Here is a 19,475-nt window from a genome sequence, read left to right on the forward strand (position 1 = left end):
GTGGGTTATACAATCCAGTTCCAGCCAAATTCATCGGCCGTAAGACCATAGCGGATCTCATTTAATTTTTTTGCGATCCCTGTAGAAATTGTACGTGTAGCAGGGTCAGTCAGCGGATAAGCTTTGCCTTCGTAGTTCATCTCATAGATCTGCGTAACCGTAGCCGCAGTACCTACTGCAAAAGCTTCGGTAAGACGTCCGCTTTCTGCGTATTCCAGCACCTCTTTGATCTCTACCCTTCTTTCCTCAACTTCATATCCAAGGCTCTTCGCCAGATGGATGATCGTATCCCTGGTGATACCATCGAGGATAGTTTCGCGTACTTCAGGCGTCAGGATTTTTCCGTCTACTACGAACATCAGGTTCGCTGCACCGGATTCTTCCACAAATCTGTGTTCTTTCGCGTCTGTCCAGATCAGCTGGTCAAAACCTTCTTCAAGCGCTTTGGTTGTAGGCAGCATCGCCATGGAGTAATTTCCACCGGTTTTTGCAGCACCCACACCACCGTCTACAGAGCGCGTGTACTTTGTCTCAATCTTCACCTTCAGCGGCTTGCTGTAATAAGGAGCACTAGGGCTCATCAGGATCAGAAATTTATAGGTTGATGAAGGTCTCACGCCCAGAAAGGGGTCTGTAGCAAACATCGTTGGTCTGATATACAAAGAGTAGTTTTCGATATCCGGTACCCAGTCCCTGTCCACATCAATCAGTGCGGCAAGGCCCTGCATGAACACCTCTTCAGGAAGCGTAGCCATCGACATCCTTTCGGCAGATTTATTCAATCGTGCCCAGTTTTTGTCAGCTCTGAATACGCTCACGCTACCGTCAGCCTGTTTATAGGCTTTCATGCCTTCAAAAATCGTTTGTCCGTAATGAAGGGCAGAGATTGCCGGGCTCATTGGAATCGGGCCATAAGGCACAATCTCAAAGTTTGTCCATTCCCCATCAATATAATCGGCAACAAACATATGATCGGTAAAATACTTTCCAAAGGGCAGGTCGGTTTTATCCGTTTCAGCCAGTCTGGAATGTGCAGTTTTCGTGGTTTTTATGGTCAATGTCTCTATCACGGTCCTCGGTATTAGTTTTCTTCAAATTTAGGAAAAATAATTTTCCTTAGCCAGTTTATTTTCTAAGAGTGGAGTGTTTTTAATACACTAATTACCCACGACTTACCCCATTCTTCCAGCTGGGTTTCTGTCCATAAAAAGGGATAGAAAATTCTTTTCTGAAAACGTGGCGGAAGATATTTCTGCCAGTTGGTGCCCCCCGTTGCGGCGATGTCTACGGGATCTCGTTCCAGGTATCTCACTGCAGATTTATAATGTGACAGCGGCCATTCCACATTGACAAACAGATCCAGCTTCCTCAGTTCTTCTGCCAGCAGCGTTACATCCTGTCCCTCAGCCAGCAGGCGATGGTACAGGGCAGAGAAATTAGTGTGTTCACGTTCCCTGATCAGCTGCATGAACTGTTCTGCATATTTGCTGATAAACTGCTTCAGCGTTAGTGTCTGTTTGCCACTGGCAAGCTCCGTGGCGCCAAACTTCCAGTAGATATGTTCAAATTTCTCTTCAATGCTGGCATTCGCCAGCTCGTCGCGACGGCTTTTATCTACCAGCCGGCTGAAGTCGGTCGCACAGATTTCTATCATGCGGTACTGGCCCGACTGAAAGCCGCTTGCCGGTAACAGGGACATCCTGAATTTAAGAAACTGCTCTTTCTCCATTCCGTTGACCATCACTTCAAACGAACTCACCAGCGCATTGAAATACGCGTTGATCCGCTTGACGCGATCGGTAAAAAACTGTACGGTCAGTGCCGGATGTTCTGCAATTTGCTTACACTCATGCAGGCTGAGCTTAAAGTAAAGCTCAGTAATCTGGTGGTACATGATGAAGATCTCTTCATCAGGAAATGGCGTTTTAGGGCTTTGCAGGCTCAGCAGCGTATCCAGGTGGATATAATCCCAGTACGTGAGGAAGTCTGCATACAGCAGGCCGTCCAGGTAAGCCGCCATATCCTGACCCATAGCGGCATATTTTTCCTGGAGTTTATCCAGCTTTTCTTTAATTTCAGGGGTAAGTTCCATGGTAGTGCTAATAGAGTACTCTGAATTTTATAGTGTGTTCAATTTTCTTTAGGGCTTTAAAAACATCTTTATCGTATTCTGCATTGATATCCGTGATCGCATAACCGATCGTCGTATTGGTCATCAGGAACTGACCCACAATGTTGATGCTGTGTTTGGCAAAAACAGTGTTGATCTGCGCCATAATCCCCGGCACGTTATGGTGTACGTGGATCAGACGGTGGCTCTGGTTAAACCTCGGCAGCTGCAGGTTCGGGAAATTACTGCTCAGGTAAGTAGTTCCTGTGTTCATAAAGTCCATCATCCGCTTAGGGATAAAATTACTGTTCCTCGGGTTATGCTTTGGATCTTCAAAGATCACGATACCCATATCGGTACAAGTCTTCATATCCAGGTAGTTTTTACCGTTACCCAGATAGCCCACCGTTTTCAGTTTTACCGCAAGCTTTAACTTTTCCGGGTCCATTTTTTCCCCATCCGCCAGCAGTACCATATGTACATCTTTTACGTATTTATCCTCAAAGGTGGATTTATGACGGATAGAAAAACCATCTTTTTTTAGCAGCGTGATACTTTCTGCCGGCACTTCACCGATCACCAGGCAGAGGATTCGGTTCCGCGGGTAGGAGATTGCCCTTGGCAGGTTGTTCACATAGAGAAATTCATCAAAACTCGGCGTAACATGGTCTGCGCGGCTGACGATGCTGTCTCTGGAAATGTTTTCTGTAAAGGCATAGAACTTCTTGATCATGCCGCTTTCGCGAAGCTGGAAATCAGAATATCCGTCGCCGATCCCATAGAGGTCGCCCTCCAGGTCAAGCTGCTGCATCAGTTTTACCTTGCCACCCTCTTCGCTCAGCGGGTTGGCGTGGTCGTAATCTATGATTTTGCCATCTCCTGTAGTCACAAAAGTATTGGCGTAAATATTTTCTTTTTTGATGTGGTACTGGCTCACTACCGGAGTGATAAATTCCTTAAAACCGCCAGAAACGATCAGCACCTGATCGGCATGTTTTTTAAAGAAGGCCGCATTGCGGGAAAATGAGCTGGAAACTTTCTTTTTTAAAGTTTTGATCAGTTGTTTAAGATGCTCTTCAGAAGCTTCAAGCAGTTTTACACGCTGTGCCAGACTTTCACTGAATGACAGTTTACCCTCCATGGCCAGGTTGGTAAGGTCTTCAATTTTCTGGAAGATCGCCTCCTTGTCCGGGTGTTTACTCAAAGAAATCCGTGCAAGCTCATCCAATGCTTCCACTTGTGTAAAGGTACTGTCGAAATCAATAATGTAAATGTTCTTCTGCTTCATCTTAGTTTTTAATTAAACCTGCACACACTTCCTTGATGCTTTCATGCAGGGGCTTAAAGGTAATACCTGTAGTATTTTTGATTTTTTCGTTGCTGTAGAGACTGATGTTCATGCTGCTGCGTGCCGCATCGCTGGTAAGTCCCGGTGCTTTTCCCGTAAGAAGAGAACGGACTTTCTCTGCGCGCCATGCCAGACCCAGCATCCATGGAGCCGCTTCTTTAGCAGGTGCTTTTACGCCAAAACCTGCTGCAATTTCTGAAAAAAACTGTTTATAGTGGTAGTTCTCTGCCGATATGGTAAATCTTTCGCCGCTAACCGGGCTTTCCATCAGTGTGATCATGCTTTTTGCCACATCACTCACATCCACGAGGCCGGTAGCGCCGGAGGTGTAATAGCTGAGGCCGTTCTTCACCAGCTTGAAAATCGCTCCGCTGCCGGTGTAACCTGCGTTGGCACCGATCATCACGGATGGGTTCACAATTACAGCGTCCAGTCCTTCGGCAATTGCACGCCAGACTTCCATTTCGCCTTCATATTTCGAGATGGCGTAGGAATGTACTTTAGGATCATATTCCCAGTAGTCGTCCTCCGTAATCTGCATCCCTTTTTTGGCTTCGCCCAGTGCTGCAACGGAACTTACATGGAGTAGCTTTGCCCCATAATGTGCGCACAGATTGGCAATATTACTGGTTCCTTCGATGTTGATTTTTAGTAATTTCGCTTTGTCGGCCGGATTGAAAGAAACGAGCGCAGCACAATGATATACCTGCGTAATTCCCTCAAAAGCATCTTCCAGTGCCGCGAGGTCATTGATGTCTGTGACCAGCCATTCTACCAGTGGATTATCTCTGATGGACACCGGAATGAGAGAATCTGCCCGCTTTAATGCCCGTAATTTTCTTCCCTGCCGCGTCAGCTGATCAATCAGCTCAGATCCTAAAAAACCTGTGGCGCCGGTAACTAAAATCATTTCATTTTTTTTAGGATGTTCATTAATATGTGGTCTCAAAAATAGATATTTGACAGCATACATTATATCAATTATGTCATTATCCGATTTTTTCTCCCCTTTAATTCCCGAAAAATTTACACCTAAACAGGGATTTTATACCAGTCAGCTGGGATTAAAGGCTAGATTTTATACTGATAAATTTCCCGAACTCGGGGATGAAGAATATGATATTGCGATTTTCGGGGTAAAGGACGACCGTGCTGCGGTGAATAACAACGGCTGTTCATTGGGACCGGATTACTTCAGAGAGCAGTTCTACCTGCTGAATGAAGGCGCTTTTGAAAGCAGGATCATCGATCTGGGAAATATCATTGCGGGGGAGACCATCGCGGATACCTACGTGGCACTGAAAACGGTAGTCACAGAACTGATCAAACTCAATATTATTCCCGTAATTATCGGTGGCGGACAGGATCTTACCTACGCACAGTATATGGCATACGAGAGCCTGGAGCAGAAAGTAGACCTGGTGGTGGTCGACAATAAGTTTGATCTGGACGAGGACGACTATGACGAAGCGAGCATCGCTACTCAGTCGAACAGCTACCTGAACAAGATATTTTTACACCAGCCCAATTACCTGTTTAACTTTAGCAATGTAGGCTACCAGACCTATTTTGTGAACCAGGACAGCCTGAAGGTGATGAACAAGTTATATTTTGATGTGCACCGCCTTGGAGAATTTCTCAATGAGATCAGCTCTGTAGAACCGGTCATGAGAAACGCCAATATGGTGAGTTTCGACCTGTCGGCTATCCGCTCTTCTGATGCCCCTGCCAATGGCAATACGGGTCCTAATGGCTTTTATGGCGAGCAGGCCTGTAAGATTGCCCATTATGCAGGGTTGAATGATAAATTGACATCTATCGGTTTTTATGAGTTTAACCCGGCATTTGACAACAGCAGCCAGACGGCGATGCTGCTGGCACAAATGGTGTGGTACTTCGTCGATGGTTTTTATAACAGGAAAAAGGATTTCCCATTAAATCCCAAATCACAGTACCTGATTTACCGCGCCAGTCTGAAAGATGGCTCAGGAGAAATGCTTTTTGTGAAAAGCAAGAAGTCTGACCGCTGGTGGATGCAGGTGCCTTACCCTTCAGGGGTATCTAAAAATGAACGTTACCACCTTGTTCCCTGCCGCTATGAAGATTATACCATAGCTGTGGATGGGGAGATGCCTGATCTATGGTGGAGAACTTATCAGAAGTTGCTGTAAGGCCTATACACTGTTCGTATTTCGTTCGTATACTGTTCGTGGTCAAGCTATAGTTTGACTATGGCTGAACTATACTTGCACTATACCATGTTTACCCCAGGTGTACCTCAACTTTACGCTAACTTTACCCCTTGTTTACCCTTTGGGTAAAGTTATGGTGAAGTTGGAGTAGAGATGGGGTAAACATGGTATAGCTCAGGCATAGTTGAAGTATAGGCTAACCATAGCTTTACCCATAACAAACTACGAACAGTGTACGAAGAGTACACGATGTTACATCAAATCAAACCCGATATCTTCCCTGAAATACTTACCGTCAAAATAAACCCTTGCAGCATCAGCAGTGGCCGACTGCAGGGCATCAAACATATCGTCCTGCAGGCTCGTCACCGCCAGTACGCGGCCGCCATTGCTTTTGATCAGGCCACCTTCAAGCGTTGTTCCCGCATGGAAAGCCAGGGATTTGCGCAGGTTATCAATTCCTGCCATCACCTTGCCCTTTTCATAATCTCCCGGATATCCACCGGCAACGATCATGACTGTAGCAGCACTCTTAGGGCTGGTCTTCAGCTGCACATCCTTCAGGCGTTTTTCTGAAGTGGCCACAAACAGCTCTACCAGGTCGTTCTCAATCCTTGGTAAAACACTTTCCGTTTCCGGATCGCCCATACGGCAGTTATACTCGATGATCATCGGTTTATCACCTACTTTGAACAAGCCAAAGAAAATAAAACCTGTATAATCAATATTGTCTTTTTTCAGTCCTTCAATCGTAGGAATGATAATTGTCTGTTCTACTTTGTTCAGAAATTTCTGGTCTGCAAAGGGAACCGGTGAAACAGAGCCCATACCGCCCGTGTTCAGTCCCGTATCTCCCTGGCCGATCTTCTTGTAATCTTTCGCCTCCGGCAGGATCACATAGCTGTCGCCATCGGTCAGTACAAATACAGAAAGTTCAATACCTGTCAGGTATTCTTCGATCACCACCAGAGATCCGGCAGTGCCAAACTTACCACCCAGCATCAGCTTCAGTTCTGCCTGTGCATCAGCAATGCTTTCGCAGATGACAACACCCTTGCCCGCAGCCAGTCCGTCGGCTTTAAGTACTACCGGCAGGCTGTGGTTTTCCAGGTAAGCAAGCCCCTCAGCCAGCGTATCATTGGTGAAAGATTTTGATCCCGGGGTAGGGATGCCGTGGCGGGCCATAAATTCTTTTGAAAAGTCTTTGCTGCCTTCCAGGATTGCACCTTCTTTTTTTGGCCCGATCACCGGGATTTTCGACAGCTGCTCATCGGCAACAAAGAAATCATGAATACCATTTACCAAAGGTTCTTCGGGACCAACTACTACCAGGGTAATGCCTTCTGCTAACACAAACTTTTTGATAGCCTCAAAATCATTTGGGTTCAGGTTTACATTTTTACCATATGCACCCGTGCCGCCGTTGCCCGGTGCAATAAATAGTTTGGAGCATAATTCAGACTGGCTGATTTTCCAGGCGAAAGCACTTTCTCTGCCGCCGGAACCTAATAATAAGATATTCATAGCGGCAAAGATAACCGCTTTGCCTAAATTATATAGTTTATCTTTTGATTTATACTTACAACAAGATGACAATTTGTACTTGTCTGGCCGAATAAAGCAATACTGTCTGAGCAATTTGGAAGATAATTTGTATTTTTATCCCCCGACAACTGCCAAAGTGACTTGTTGGCTGATATGGCTTGGTTGTTGTAAAATCATGATTTTTAAATAAATAAACACAGATAAAAACAATGTTAGGATTTTTAACGAAAGTTTTTGGAAGCAAATCGGATAGAGATATTAAGGCAATCCAACCACTTGTCATCAAAATAAAGGAAGAATATGCTAAGCTTTCGGCTTTAAGCAATGACGAATTGCGTAACAAAACTGTCTATTTCAAAGACGTTATTGCCAAATCTTTAGCAGAAATTGATACTAAAATAAGTAACCTCAAAGCAGATGCTGAAGGTCAGGATTTATCCCTGCCGGAGAAAACTTCTATCTATGAGCAGATCGACCTTCTGATCAAAGACAGGGACAAAGAACTGGAAGTGGTATTACTGCAGATTCTTCCTGAGGCTTTTGCCGTGGTAAAAGAAACCTCAAGACGTTTTACAGAGAATCCACAGCTCGAAGTTACTGCTTCGGCATACGACCGCGAATATGCTTCGCGCAGGGCGAATGTGAAGATTGAGGGCGACAAAGCTTTCTGGGCTAACTCATGGGATGCTGCCGGCAGCACGGTACAATGGAACATGGTGCATTATGATGTGCAGCTGATCGGTGGTATTGTGCTTCACAACGGTAAAATCGCTGAGATGGCAACGGGTGAGGGTAAAACGCTGGTAAGTACATTACCTGCCTACCTGAACGCATTGGCCGGACAAGGGGTTCACATTGTAACAGTGAATGATTACCTGGCACGACGTGACTCGGAGTGGAACGGACCGCTGTTTGAATTCCATGGTTTACGTGTAGACTGTATCGATAAACATGAGCCTAACTCGCAGCAGCGCAGGGATGCTTATCTGGCAGATATTACTTACGGTACCAACAATGAGTTTGGTTTCGATTACCTGCGTGATAACATGGCTCAGGAACCGGGACAACTGGTGCAGCGCAAATTACACTTCGCTATGGTGGATGAGGTCGATTCAGTACTGATCGATGATGCACGTACACCATTGATCATCTCAGGACCTGTTCCTTTTGGAGATCAGCATGAGTTCCATGAATTGAAACCAAGGATCGAGCGACTGGTGAATGCACAGAGAGAGTATGTGACCAAAGCGCTGAACGATGCAAAGAAATTAATTAACGAAGGTAAAACCGGCACCGAAGAAGGTGAAGGTGGTCTGGCTTTATTGAGAGCACACCGTGGTTTACCAAAAAATAAAGCACTGATCAAGTTTTTAAGTGAAGGCAGCAACAAGCAGCTTCTTCTGAAAACTGAAAACCACTACATGGCTGATCAGTCTAAGAACATGCCTAAAGTAGATTCACATCTTTATTTCTATATCGATGAGAAAAACAACCAGGTAGAGCTTACTGAAAAGGGTATTGAGCTGATCACCAAATCAGGCGAAGATGAGCATTTCTTCGTATTGCCTGATGTCGGTACTGAGATCGCTGAAATTGAGAAATCGAAACTGGACAGCGAAGATAAAATCGCGAGGAAAGATGAGCTGATGCGCGATTACTCCATCAAGGCTGAACGTGTACACTCGGTAAATCAGTTACTGAAAGCCTATACTTTATTTGAGATCGATGTAGAATATATTATCGATGAAGGTAAGATCAAGATTGTAGATGAGCAGACAGGTCGTATCATGGATGGCCGCCGTTATTCGGATGGCTTGCACCAGGCGATCGAGGCAAAGGAAAATGTAAAAGTTGAAGATGCTTCACAAACTTATGCTACTGTAACCTTACAGAACTTCTTCCGTATGTACCACAAACTTTGCGGTATGACAGGTACAGCAACTACAGAAGCCGGTGAGTTCTGGTCGATCTACAAACTGGATGTGGTAGAGATTCCTACCAACAGGGTAATGTCGAGAAAAGACGAGCAGGATTACGTTTACCGTACCATCCGCGAGAAATACAATGCAGTTGCAGAAGAAATTGTGAAACTGACCGAAGCAGGCCGTCCGGTACTGGTAGGTACCACTTCAGTAGAGATTTCGGAGCTGTTGAGCCGCATGCTGAAACTGAGAGGTATCAAACACAATGTACTGAATGCTAAAATGCACCAGAAAGAGGCTGATATCGTAGCTGAAGCTGGTCAGGCAGGAACAGTAACGATCGCTACCAACATGGCTGGTCGTGGTACGGATATTAAGCTGGGTGCAGGTGTGAAAGAAGCAGGCGGTCTGGCCATCGTAGGTACAGAGCGTCATGAGTCGCGCCGTGTAGACAGACAGCTGCGTGGTCGTGCCGGTCGTCAGGGAGATCCGGGTTCATCCCAGTTCTTCGTTTCACTGGAAGATAACTTAATGCGTTTGTTCGGTTCTGAGCGTATCTCCAATATCATGGTAAAAATGGGTATTGAAGATGGTGAAGTGATCCAGCATTCAATGATTACAAAATCTATCGAGCGTGCACAGAAAAAAGTTGAAGAAAACAACTTTGGTATCCGTAAGCGTTTGCTGGAATATGATGACGTAATGAACTCTCAGCGTTCCGTAATCTACTCAAAACGTAAAAACGCCTTGTTTGGTGAGCGTCTGGATGTAGATATGAACAATATGGTGTTCGATGTGGCTGAAGATGTAGTAAGTGAGTACAAAGAGGAAAATAACTATGAAGGCTTCAAACTGGAAGTCATCAAAAACTTCTCTCTGGATACTGCGATTACAGAAACCGAATTCAGCTCAAGAAGCGTACATATTTTAACAGATAAACTGTTCGAAGAAGCTGTTGCTTTCTATACCAGGAAGTCGGACGCCATCATCAGTCAGGCAATGCCGGTATTGACACAGGTTTTTGAAGAGCGTGGCGACCATGTAGAGCAGATTGTGGTTCCTTTTACAGACGGTATCAGAAGTGTTCAGGTGGCAGTAGATCTGAAAAAAGCGATGCTGAACGATGGCAGGGAAGTGACCAAATCATTTGAGAAAACGATTGTTCTGGCGCTGATCGATGAGTCATGGAAAGAGCATCTGCGTGAAATGGACGAATTGAAACAGTCTGTGCAGAATGCGGTTTATGAGCAGAAAGATCCCTTGATCATTTACAAAATGGAAGCTTTCAACCTGTTCAAAAACATGCTGAACGCAGTGAATAAAGAAGTAGTAAGTTTCTTATATAAAGGTGGCATCCCTGTACAACAGGAAGCGGATGATCTGCGCGAGGCACAGGCACCAAAACCTGCCAGCAAGCTGAAGTTATCTAAACCTGAATTTGCTTCATCTACGGGTGACGAGGTTCAGTTTGAAGATACCCGTGAGCAGGCACCACAGCAGCCTGTACGTAAAGAAGTGACGATCGGAAGAAATGATCCTTGTTTCTGCGGAAGCGGTAAGAAATACAAAAACTGCCACGGTGCAGGAATGTAATTTGTAATACACACAAAGAATGCCGATTTTTGTAAAAAGAAGTCGGCATTCTTTTTTTATAAACTTTTATGAAATTATTCTTTACGCTGGTTATTTGTTGTTTTTCCTTTATCTCATTTGCCCAGAAAAGGGGCGTAGTGACGGTTATCAAAGATCCGCTGATCGACAGCCTGATTGAAAGACGCATTGAACTCAGCAGGAAAACAACCACAGTCACTACACGCAGGGATGGCCCTATTGTCACACAGATGGGCTATCGTGTACAAATATTTTATGGGTCTGACCGCAGAGAAGTTTTTAGTCAGCAGCAGCGTTTCAAAAGCTCCTACCCAAAGATCAATACCTATATCACTTATAAAGAACCGAATTATTACTTACGTGCAGGAGATTTCAGGACACGCCTGGAAGCCCAGCGGATGATGAATGAGCTGCGGCCGGTTTTCGCCACGCTCTTTGTGATCAGAGAAAAAATTAATGCACCCAGTTTAGAGCAGAGCAATGATAAATAAAGAGCAGATTCAAGATTTAGCAGGTACCATTTTTGAAGAGGTGGTCAGTTTCCGTCGTCATCTTCATGCCAACCCGGAACTGTCCTTTAAAGAATTTGAAACGTCGGCATTCATTCAATCAAAGCTTACTGAATGGGGCATCCCTTTCGAGGTAATGGCAAATACTGGTGTGGTAGGTCTGATCAAGGGAGATCTTCCCTCTGATGGCGTTATCGCATTGCGTGGTGACATCGATGCCCTGCCGATCAATGAGGCTAATGATAAGCCCTATATCTCAAAGAACCCGGGGGTAATGCATGCCTGCGGACATGATGTGCACACTTCATCCCTGTTAGGGGCTGCGTACATCTTAAACAGCCTCAAAGCAGAATTTGGGGGAACGGTTAAACTGATCTTTCAGCCGGGTGAAGAGTTATTGCCTGGCGGCGCGAGCATCATGATTGCCGAAGGTGTACTGGAAAACCCGAAACCTCAGCATATCATCGGTCAGCATGTAATGCCTCTGATAGATGCAGGAAAAGTAGGCTTCCGCTCAGGGATCTATATGGCTTCTACAGATGAACTTTATGTCACTGTACATGGTAAAGGCGGCCACGGGGCACAGCCTCAGCAAAATATAGATCCGGTGCTGATCAGTGCACATATTCTGGTGGCACTGCAGCAGATTGTGAGCCGCAATGCCGATCCGAGATTGCCTTCAGTGCTTTCTTTTGGAAAAGTAAATGCCAATGGTGCTACGAACATCATTCCCAATGAAGTGAAAATGGAGGGTACGTTCAGAACGCTGAATGAAGACTGGCGCAGGGAAGCAAAGCGACTGATGAAGAAAATGGCTGAAGGCATCGCAGAAAGTATGGGTGGCAGCTGTGAGTTCAGGATCATGGATGGTTATCCTTTCCTGATCAATGAAGAACAGCTGACGGCAAATGCACGTGGCTTTGCAGAGGATTACCTGGGCAAAGAGAACGTGGTCGACCTGGATATCTGGATGGCTGCAGAAGACTTCGCCTATTATTCGCAGGTTACTGATGCCTGTTTCTATCGCCTGGGAACGGGAAATGCCGCAAAAGACACAAAATACTCGGTGCACCACCCTAATTTTGACGTGGATGAGGACGCCCTGAAAATATCAACAGGTTTAATGGCCTATATCGCCCTGAAACAGCTGGGAAACTAACAGATGATTAAAAGAATTTTAACTGCTGTACTGGCTGTATGGGGAGTGGGCGCATCTGCACAGCAGATAGACCGTTTTAACCCGGATACGATCAAAACGATCACCCTGGATTCAAACGTGAATATCGTTGCCCAGAAGCTGAGTGTGGAGACTTTTATCAATGCGGTAACCACAGATACCACTTTTTACGCCGCTTTCCGCAGGATGAAGGCACACAGCTTCATCGCTGAAAACAGGATTTTTACCTACGACAAAAAGAACAAGGTAAACGGAAAGATTTACAGGAAAATCAGGCATACGGCCAAACCGGTAAAAATGGAATACCTGGTGAAGCAGGATACGGGCAAGGTGTTTAAGAAAAATGGAAAGTATCAGCTGTATACGGTAGAGATGTTTGACTACATCTTTATGAATGCCTACAAAACGGATTTCGTGGCTGACGCTTCTACCGGCAGCCCTAAGGGGGAGTCCAATGAGAGTTATAAAAGCAAGCTGAAAACGCTGATCTTTAATCCCGGCAGACCGGTGAAGGGGATTCCTTTTATTGGCAGCAAAACGGAGATTTTTACCGCAAATATGCGCCAGTATTATGACTATGGGTTTCAGAGTGGTACTTACCTGGATTCTATCCCTGTATACCGGTTCAGGGTGAGCGTGAAAGACGGACTGAGCAACTGGACAAAGGACGGGCTGATGATCAAGGAGCTGGTGACGATATTTGACAAACGCAACTTTGCCATCCTGGGGCGTTATGTGGATATGAAATACAGCAATATGCTTTTTGATTTTGATGTGCAGATGAACATCGAGATGAGCTACTTTGGCGAAGAGAAATTGCCATCAAAAATCACCTACCAGGGGAACTGGAATATTCCCTTCAAGAAGGAAGAGCGTGCGAGCTTCCTGATTTTACACAAGGATTATCAATAAGGCGTTCTTGTTTTGCTTAACTTGCGGCCGACATTATTTACCTCAACTTCCCTTCATGAAAAAAGTGCTTTCCTTCCTTGCGCTGTCGTTTGCCGTGCTGCAATTATCCGCACAAACTGACTCTGTTTCCTATACTGTTCCAGGGCGCAGCAATGCAGAGGAACAACAGAAAAAGCCTTATGTTATCCTGATTTCTGCCGATGGCTTCAGGCATGATTATGCTAAGAAATACCATGCCGAACATTTGCTGGAGCTGAGCAGCAATGGCGTACAGGCCAAAGCCATGATCCCTTCCTTTCCTTCGGTAACTTTTCCCAACCATTATACTTTGGTGACGGGGATGTACCCTTCTCATCACGGACTCGTGGGCAACAGTTTTTTTAATGCCGCGCAGGATGACAAGTACACCATGGGAAATACGCTCAAAGTGAAGGATGGCAACTGGTATGGCGGCACGCCTTTATGGGTGCTGGCAGAACAACAAAAGATGCTGGCGGCGAGTTTATTCTGGGTAGGTTCTGAGGCGGCAATTAAGGGTGTAAGGCCAACTTACTACTACAGTTATAATGATAAAATCAGTATGCCCGACAGAATAGAGATTGTGCTCAACTGGTTAAAATTGCCGGAAGAGAAAAGGCCGCACCTGATAACTTTCTATCTTTCTGAGCCTGACCACGCCGGTCATCATTCCGGTCCGGAGACGCCCGAAACTGCAGCTGCGGTACAAATGGTGGATTCTGTGGTTTACCAGCTTACGCAGGCAGTGAAAACTACAGGTCTGCCGGTAAACTTCGTCTTTGTGTCTGATCACGGTATGACGCAGGTAGATACTGCAAACCCTATTCCTTCGCCAAAAAATATTGATCCGGCTAAGTTTAAAACTACCTTTTCCAGCACGACGCTGGCACTATACGCGAAAAATAAAGCTGATATCCAGCCCATGTATGAAGAGCTGCGCAAATCTGCAAAAGACTATAAAGTATACCTGAAAACAGCGATGCCAAAGCATTTGCATTACGGGGCAGAGGATGACAAAATGAACCGCATCGGGGATATCATCCTGATCCCGGAATGGCCGCGGGTATTTGGCGATAAAACCCCTGGTATGGGGCATCACGGGTTTGACCCACGGAAGGTGAAAGACATGCAGGCCACGTTTTTTGCCTGGGGCCCGGCCTTCAGGGAGCACCTCAAAATCCCGAAGTTTGAGAATGTCAATGTGTATCCCCTGATCAGTAATATCCTGGGGCTGAATTACACAGAAGAGATCGATGGGAACATAGAAGTTCTGAAAGGTGTGCTGAAAAAAAATTGAATTGGTTATATTTGAACTTTATCTGAACCAGTTACCTAAAAACAAATATTGATGAAGAAGTTGTTAAAATCTATCCTTTACCTGACTATATGCTGTTTTGCTGTCTCGTTCCTGGCTATGAAAGTCAAGCCTAAAAAAATAATTTTCTTTGGTGATTCTATCACGCAGCAGGGGGTTAAACCTGGCGGATATGTGGATCTGATAAAGAAATCGCTGGATTCCTCGAAATATGAAGTGATCGGCGCCGGTATTGGCGGAAACAAAATATATGACCTTTACCTTCGCCTTGAAGATGATGTTCTCCACAAAAAGCCGGATCTGGTAGTAATCTATATCGGCGTAAATGATGTATGGCATAAACAGACGTCACATACCGGTACTGATCTGGACAAGTTTGTGAAATTCTACCAGGCACTGATCGCCAAGATCCAGTCGGGCAATGCCAAAGTTATCCTCTGCACACCAGCTGTGATCGGCGAAAAGAAAGGTGGCAGAAATGAAATGGATGCTGAACTGGACAAATATTCAGCAGCTATCCGTGAGCTGGCGCAGAAAAACAAACTGCCGCTGGTAGACCTGAGAGATCAGTTTGTGGCGTTTGACCTGGCGAATAACCCGGACGACCTTGAAAAAGGGGTGCTGACAACAGATGGTGTTCATTTAAACCCTAAGGGCAACAAGGCAGTAGCAGATGTTTTACTGCCGCTATTGAAGTAATACATTTTAATGATACTACAGGATACCATTAACAAGATCATGGACACCGCCCGTATTGAGGAGGTGGTAGGTGATTTTGTGTCGCTGAAGAAACGTGGTACAAGCTTAATCGGCAATTGCCCCTTTCATAACGAGAAAACGCCGTCTTTCAATGTTTCGGTTACCAAAGGTATCTACAAATGTTTTGGTTGCGGTAAGGGTGGCGACGCGGTGCATTTTATCATGGACCACGAGAAGTACTCCTACCCGGAGGCGTTGAAATATCTCGCGCGGAAGTACAATATAGAGGTTGAAGAGAAAGAGCAGAGTCCGCAGAATATAGAAGCGAACAATGCCCGTGAAAGTTTATACGTGGTGTCGCAGTATGCGGCGCATTACTTTGCGAATGAACTCTGGACTGGAGAGCAGGGCCGCGCTATCGGGCTCAGCTATTTCAAGGAAAGGGGTTTCAGGGAAGATATCATCAGGAAATTTGAACTGGGGTATTCGCCCGACCAGTGGGATGCGCTGATCCTGAGTGCAAAAGCTGCCGGACATAAGGAAGAATACCTGGAACGTACAGGTTTATCCGTCCGCAATGACAAGGGCAGGGTGTACGACAGGTTCCGTGGCCGCGTGATGTTCCCTATCCACAACTTTACCGGCAGGGTGATCGGCTTTGGTGGCAGAACGCTGAAGACGGACAAAAATGTTCCAAAATATGTCAACTCTCCCGAGAGTGATATCTATCATAAATCGAATGTCCTCTACGGACTTTTCCAGGCCAAGAAGGCTATCCGTGATTTTGATAACTGTTATCTTGTAGAAGGGTATGCGGATGTGCTATCGGTACATCAGGCCAGTATTGAGAATGTGGTGGCCTCTTCAGGAACCTCACTGACGGTAGAGCAGATCAGGCTGATCGGCCGCTTTACGCAGAATGTGACGATCCTGTATGACGGTGATGCGGCGGGTATTAAGGCTTCACTGCGCGGACTGGACATGATCCTGGAAGAGGGGCTGAATGTGAAGGTTGTGAACTTTCCCGACGGACACGACCCGGATTCGTACATGCACAAGGTAGGTGCAGGGGCATTTAAACTCTATATTGAGAATAACCGTAAGGATTTTATCCTGTACAAGGCGGATATCCTGCTGAAGGAAGCAGGTACAGACCCGATCAAAAGGGCGGGCATAATCAGGGATATCGTAGAGAGTATTGCGAAGATCCCGGATGATATCAAAGCTTCGGTGTTTATCAGGGAATGCAGCCGCCTGCTGCAGGTAGAAGAGCGGATGCTGCTCACCGAACTCAACAAAATGAAGTCGGCCAGAAGCAAAAAGGCCTTCAACCAGCAGAACCCTCCAAAACAGCAGTTTTCAGCCAATGCGGGCTTTGGTGCACCAGACGGTCCGCCGGACAACCTGTTTGATGATAACTTTTCTCCGGATATGCCGGAGGTGGAAAGCACGGTCGACAATGATCAGCTGCAGGAACATGAGATTGTAAGGCTCCTGCTGGCCTTTGGCCATGAACTGGTGAGCTGGGACAATATCGACAACATGTATATCGGTTCTTTTATCATGCAGAACCTGGCAGACGTGACCTTTGAAGACGAGGTATGCAAACTGATCATCGAGAACTATAAGGAAGAAATTGAAAACGGGCATCTGCCGGTGGCCAATCAGTTCATAAAAAATGAAAACCGTACCATAGCCGACCTGGCCATCACTTTATCTACCTCGCCGTATGCGCTGAGTGAAAACTGGTATAACAAACACCAGATTTACGTAAGAGATGAAACGGTAAACCTGAAAGCTACCATCCTGGGTGGTCTTTTCCATTTGAAAAAGCGGAAAGTAGACCGTATTCTGCTGGGATTGCTGCAGGAAATTAAAACAGAAAACGACCCTGTTAACCAGGAAATCCTGATGCAGCGGTATGCATATATCAAAAATGTGGAGCGTGAGATCTCCAAATTCCTGGGCTCTGTAATCCTGAAGTAAGTGGCAGAGCATAACGAACTGGGCAGATACGGAGAGCTTTTGGCAAAGGCATACCTGGAAAAGCTGGGTTACCGGATACTCGAACAGAACTGGGTGTATGGAAGGGCGGATATTGACCTGATTGCCCTGTACCAGGATACCCTCATCTTTGTGGAGGTCAAAACCCGCAGGTCTGTAGATCACGGAGAGCCCGAAGAGTTTGTAAACTGGAAAAAGGAGAAACAGCTGGAAATGGCTTCATCGGTTTATATCGACAGGAGGAACCACCAGGGGGAGATCCGGTTTGATATTATTGCAATTGTTTTTGAAAATAAGGAACTTTATAAAATTAATCATATTGAAGATGCATTCTGGCCTACGTAATACCTTTTTATCACGCTCTCTAAAACTTTCTCAAATGATAACTCTGGCTGGTGTGCTTGTCGCGATAACTCTTGTCAGTGCCTGTAAAAACGAAGGCAGTAAAGATGCTGTATTGGGATTTAAAGTTCCGGAACAGGGGCAGACCTATAGTCTTGGCGAAGCAGTAAAAGTGCAGCTGGATATGCCTGCAGACAGCAAAGTCAGCAGCGTGACTTATCTGGTAGAGGGGAAGGCAGTAGGCTCTAAAACCAATACAGAGGAATTTACCTTACAGACAGCAGATCTTTCACTGGGTTATAAACTGATATCTGCAGTGGTGGATAATGGACAGAAAAAAGATACGGTAACGATCAATATCGTGCTGAAGTCGGCACTGAAGCCTGCGGAATTCAGCTATAAGGTGATCAATACTTTTCCCCACGATACCAGCTCCTATACACAGGGGCTTGAATATCACGGTGGGAAATTCCTGGAAAGCACGGGAGAATACGGTGCCTCTACATTGAGGTGGGTAGCCCTGGAATCAGGCAAGGCAGTCCAGCGGATAGATATTGAAGAGAAGTATTTTGCTGAAGGCTCTTCACTGGTGGGTGATAAAGTGGTAATGCTGACCTGGAAAGAGAACCTTGGCTTTGTTTATGATGCCAAAACGCTAAAGCAGCTGAGTACTTTTCCATACCAGAACAGCAGGGAAGGATGGGGCTTAACGTACGACGGACAGCGCCTGATTAAATCTGACGGTACCAACAGGATCTGGTTCCTGAACGGAACAGACTACAAGGAGGAGAGCTATATCGATGTTTATGACAACAAGGGGCAGGTAGACCAGCTCAATGAACTGGAATACATCGATGGTAAAATCTTTGCAAACATCTATCAGTCGGACAAAATTGCTGTAATTGACCCTAAGAACGGCTCAGTAGAACGATATATAGATCTGACGGGTATCTTGCCGGCGAAAGATAGATTTCCCAATACAGACGTCCTGAATGGCATTGCCTGGGATGCTGCGGGGAAACGTCTTTTTGTAACCGGGAAAAAGTTCTCCAAACTGTTCCAGATCGAACTGATCGCGAAATAACTCAGTTTTTCTTTTTAGGTTTTGTTTCTGAGAGATAGCCGTTGAAAGTGATCGGTTGCTGATTGTTATTGATAACAGTGAGTGTTCCATATCCTGATTCGGTAATCACCAGATTCAGCCTGAAGTTTTCTTTCACATCCTTTGGGTCGATCGCGATGTTCCATCCGCCTTTTTTGCGCGCACTGCTTTTGTAGCTGAATTTCTTTGATTTAAACTTTATTCCGTTTTCATCGATCGTGCCATATTTGGGCGTAAAGGATCTTCCGTAATAGGGCAGGTAGGATACCAGGCTGTCAGGAGTGACAGAAAGGTCATAGTTTGATCCGCTCAGGTTGATGGTGCCACCGCCGTTATAGCCGGGCATCCTGTTCATGATCTGGTTGATGTCTGCGGCATTCAGCGGAAGCGCTGTCGTAGCTACAAAAACATAGTTTTGTGCCTCAACGATGCGTGCAGTAGTCGCTTTGTCTGTCTGGGCATTCAATGTTACCGCAGAGAACAGCAAAGCAAGAATGAGGATATTTTTAAGCGTTTTCATCTGTATTTGGTTTATGTGTGATCAGTTTGACTGTATACCTGTCTTCAGGTTTAAGTAAACGTATAAATATACCAAAATGTTACAGAAGAACCCGACATGATCATACTAATTATTAAACCTGAAAGGCAATAATTAGTATGATTATCAAA

At 45.5% G+C, this 19,475-nt stretch carries 16 protein-coding genes; 10 read left to right on the plus strand and 6 right to left on the minus strand.

Going from position 1 to position 19,475, the window contains the following annotated elements:
* Positions 1 to 5 precede the first annotated feature (5 nt).
* The 4 genes from OQY15_RS06565 to OQY15_RS06580 form a co-directional block, all read right to left on the minus strand.
* The gene (locus tag OQY15_RS06565) at positions 6 to 1,070 is read right to left on the minus strand and encodes a branched-chain amino acid aminotransferase (protein WP_265789209.1); all 1,065 of its coding nucleotides are present in this window, start codon (positions 1,068 to 1,070) and stop codon (positions 6 to 8) included.
* Positions 1,071 to 1,132: 62 nt separating this feature from the next.
* Positions 1,133 to 2,092: a tryptophan 2,3-dioxygenase family protein gene (locus OQY15_RS06570; protein WP_265789211.1), complete on the minus strand. Its 960-nt coding sequence runs from the start codon at positions 2,090 to 2,092 to the stop codon at positions 1,133 to 1,135.
* 7 nt (positions 2,093 to 2,099) lie between these two features.
* Complete coding sequence (locus OQY15_RS06575) at positions 2,100 to 3,398, minus strand: HAD-IB family phosphatase (RefSeq protein ID WP_265789213.1); 1,299 nt, start codon at positions 3,396 to 3,398, stop codon at positions 2,100 to 2,102.
* Position 3,399: 1 nt separating this feature from the next.
* Positions 3,400 to 4,368 carry an NAD-dependent epimerase/dehydratase family protein gene (locus OQY15_RS06580; RefSeq protein ID WP_265789215.1) on the minus strand — a complete coding sequence of 323 codons (969 nt, stop codon included), beginning with the start codon at positions 4,366 to 4,368 and terminating at the stop codon, positions 3,400 to 3,402.
* Positions 4,369 to 4,441: 73 nt separating this feature from the next.
* Here OQY15_RS06580 and OQY15_RS06585 point away from each other — a divergent pair, with 73 nt between their 5' ends.
* Positions 4,442 to 5,629: a formimidoylglutamase gene (locus tag OQY15_RS06585; protein WP_265789217.1), complete on the plus strand. Its 1,188-nt coding sequence runs from the start codon at positions 4,442 to 4,444 to the stop codon at positions 5,627 to 5,629.
* 273 nt (positions 5,630 to 5,902) lie between these two features.
* Here OQY15_RS06585 and purD read toward each other — a convergent pair whose 3' ends face one another.
* Positions 5,903 to 7,174 (minus strand): phosphoribosylamine--glycine ligase, encoded by a 1,272-nt coding sequence (gene purD / locus OQY15_RS06590; RefSeq protein WP_265789219.1) that lies wholly within the window; start codon positions 7,172 to 7,174, stop codon positions 5,903 to 5,905.
* Positions 7,175 to 7,404: 230 nt separating this feature from the next.
* Here purD and secA point away from each other — a divergent pair, with 230 nt between their 5' ends.
* The 9 genes from secA to OQY15_RS06635 all read left to right on the plus strand — a co-directional run bounded on the left by secA (position 7,405) and on the right by OQY15_RS06635 (position 18,788).
* Complete coding sequence (secA, locus tag OQY15_RS06595; protein ID WP_265789221.1) at positions 7,405 to 10,710, plus strand: preprotein translocase subunit SecA; 3,306 nt, start codon at positions 7,405 to 7,407, stop codon at positions 10,708 to 10,710.
* Positions 10,711 to 10,778: 68 nt separating this feature from the next.
* A complete protein-coding gene (locus OQY15_RS06600; RefSeq protein ID WP_265789223.1) occupies positions 10,779 to 11,219 on the plus strand; it encodes an SPOR domain-containing protein in 441 nt (146 codons plus the stop codon).
* Entirely contained in the window at positions 11,209 to 12,396 is a 1,188-nt protein-coding gene (locus OQY15_RS06605) for a M20 family metallopeptidase (protein ID WP_265789225.1), read from the plus strand. The genes OQY15_RS06600 and OQY15_RS06605 overlap by 11 nt, the downstream gene beginning before the upstream one ends.
* Before the next feature lie 3 nt (positions 12,397 to 12,399).
* Entirely contained in the window at positions 12,400 to 13,326 is a 927-nt protein-coding gene (locus OQY15_RS06610; RefSeq protein WP_265789233.1) for a hypothetical protein, read from the plus strand.
* 55 nt (positions 13,327 to 13,381) lie between these two features.
* Complete coding sequence (locus OQY15_RS06615; RefSeq protein WP_265789237.1) at positions 13,382 to 14,641, plus strand: ectonucleotide pyrophosphatase/phosphodiesterase; 1,260 nt, start codon at positions 13,382 to 13,384, stop codon at positions 14,639 to 14,641.
* A gap of 51 nt (positions 14,642 to 14,692) precedes the next feature.
* Positions 14,693 to 15,358, plus strand: a complete 666-nt coding sequence (locus tag OQY15_RS06620) for an SGNH/GDSL hydrolase family protein (RefSeq protein WP_265789240.1) — start codon at positions 14,693 to 14,695, stop codon at positions 15,356 to 15,358.
* A 9-nt stretch (positions 15,359 to 15,367) separates the two neighbouring features.
* Entirely contained in the window at positions 15,368 to 17,344 is a 1,977-nt protein-coding gene (dnaG, locus tag OQY15_RS06625; protein ID WP_265789243.1) for a DNA primase, read from the plus strand.
* Positions 17,345 to 17,707 carry a YraN family protein gene (locus OQY15_RS06630; RefSeq protein WP_265789245.1) on the plus strand — a complete coding sequence of 121 codons (363 nt, stop codon included), beginning with the start codon at positions 17,345 to 17,347 and terminating at the stop codon, positions 17,705 to 17,707.
* A 34-nt stretch (positions 17,708 to 17,741) separates the two neighbouring features.
* Complete coding sequence (locus tag OQY15_RS06635) at positions 17,742 to 18,788, plus strand: glutaminyl-peptide cyclotransferase (protein ID WP_265789247.1); 1,047 nt, start codon at positions 17,742 to 17,744, stop codon at positions 18,786 to 18,788.
* Position 18,789: 1 nt separating this feature from the next.
* Here the strand turns inward: OQY15_RS06635 and OQY15_RS06640 are convergent, their stop codons facing one another.
* A complete protein-coding gene (locus OQY15_RS06640) occupies positions 18,790 to 19,326 on the minus strand; it encodes a DUF4251 domain-containing protein (RefSeq protein ID WP_265789249.1) in 537 nt (178 codons plus the stop codon).
* Between the last annotated feature and the right edge of the window lie 149 nt (positions 19,327 to 19,475).

This window comes from Pedobacter sp. MC2016-15, assembly GCF_026239695.1.
Classification (GTDB): Bacteria; Bacteroidota; Bacteroidia; order Sphingobacteriales; family Sphingobacteriaceae; genus Pedobacter.

Bases quoted from the DNA above. Each gene is read 5' to 3' on its own strand.
- OQY15_RS06570 (WP_265789211.1), bottom strand. From the start codon at position 2,092: ATGGAACTTACCCCTGAAATTAAAGAAAAGCTGGATAAACTCCAGGAA.
- OQY15_RS06575 (WP_265789213.1), bottom strand. From the start codon at position 3,398: ATGAAGCAGAAGAACATTTACATTATTGATTTCGACAGTACCTTTACA.
- OQY15_RS06580 (WP_265789215.1), bottom strand. From the start codon at position 4,368: ATGATTTTAGTTACCGGCGCCACAGGTTTTTTAGGATCTGAGCTGATT.
- OQY15_RS06585 (WP_265789217.1), top strand. From the start codon at position 4,442: ATGTCATTATCCGATTTTTTCTCCCCTTTAATTCCCGAAAAATTTACA.
- purD (WP_265789219.1), bottom strand. From the start codon at position 7,174: ATGAATATCTTATTATTAGGTTCCGGCGGCAGAGAAAGTGCTTTCGCC.
- secA (WP_265789221.1), top strand. From the start codon at position 7,405: ATGTTAGGATTTTTAACGAAAGTTTTTGGAAGCAAATCGGATAGAGAT.
- OQY15_RS06600 (WP_265789223.1), top strand. From the start codon at position 10,779: ATGAAATTATTCTTTACGCTGGTTATTTGTTGTTTTTCCTTTATCTCA.
- OQY15_RS06605 (WP_265789225.1), top strand. From the start codon at position 11,209: ATGATAAATAAAGAGCAGATTCAAGATTTAGCAGGTACCATTTTTGAA.
- OQY15_RS06610 (WP_265789233.1), top strand. From the start codon at position 12,400: ATGATTAAAAGAATTTTAACTGCTGTACTGGCTGTATGGGGAGTGGGC.
- OQY15_RS06615 (WP_265789237.1), top strand. From the start codon at position 13,382: ATGAAAAAAGTGCTTTCCTTCCTTGCGCTGTCGTTTGCCGTGCTGCAA.
- OQY15_RS06620 (WP_265789240.1), top strand. From the start codon at position 14,693: ATGAAGAAGTTGTTAAAATCTATCCTTTACCTGACTATATGCTGTTTT.
- dnaG (WP_265789243.1), top strand. From the start codon at position 15,368: ATGATACTACAGGATACCATTAACAAGATCATGGACACCGCCCGTATT.
- OQY15_RS06635 (WP_265789247.1), top strand. From the start codon at position 17,742: ATGATAACTCTGGCTGGTGTGCTTGTCGCGATAACTCTTGTCAGTGCC.
- OQY15_RS06640 (WP_265789249.1), bottom strand. From the start codon at position 19,326: ATGAAAACGCTTAAAAATATCCTCATTCTTGCTTTGCTGTTCTCTGCG.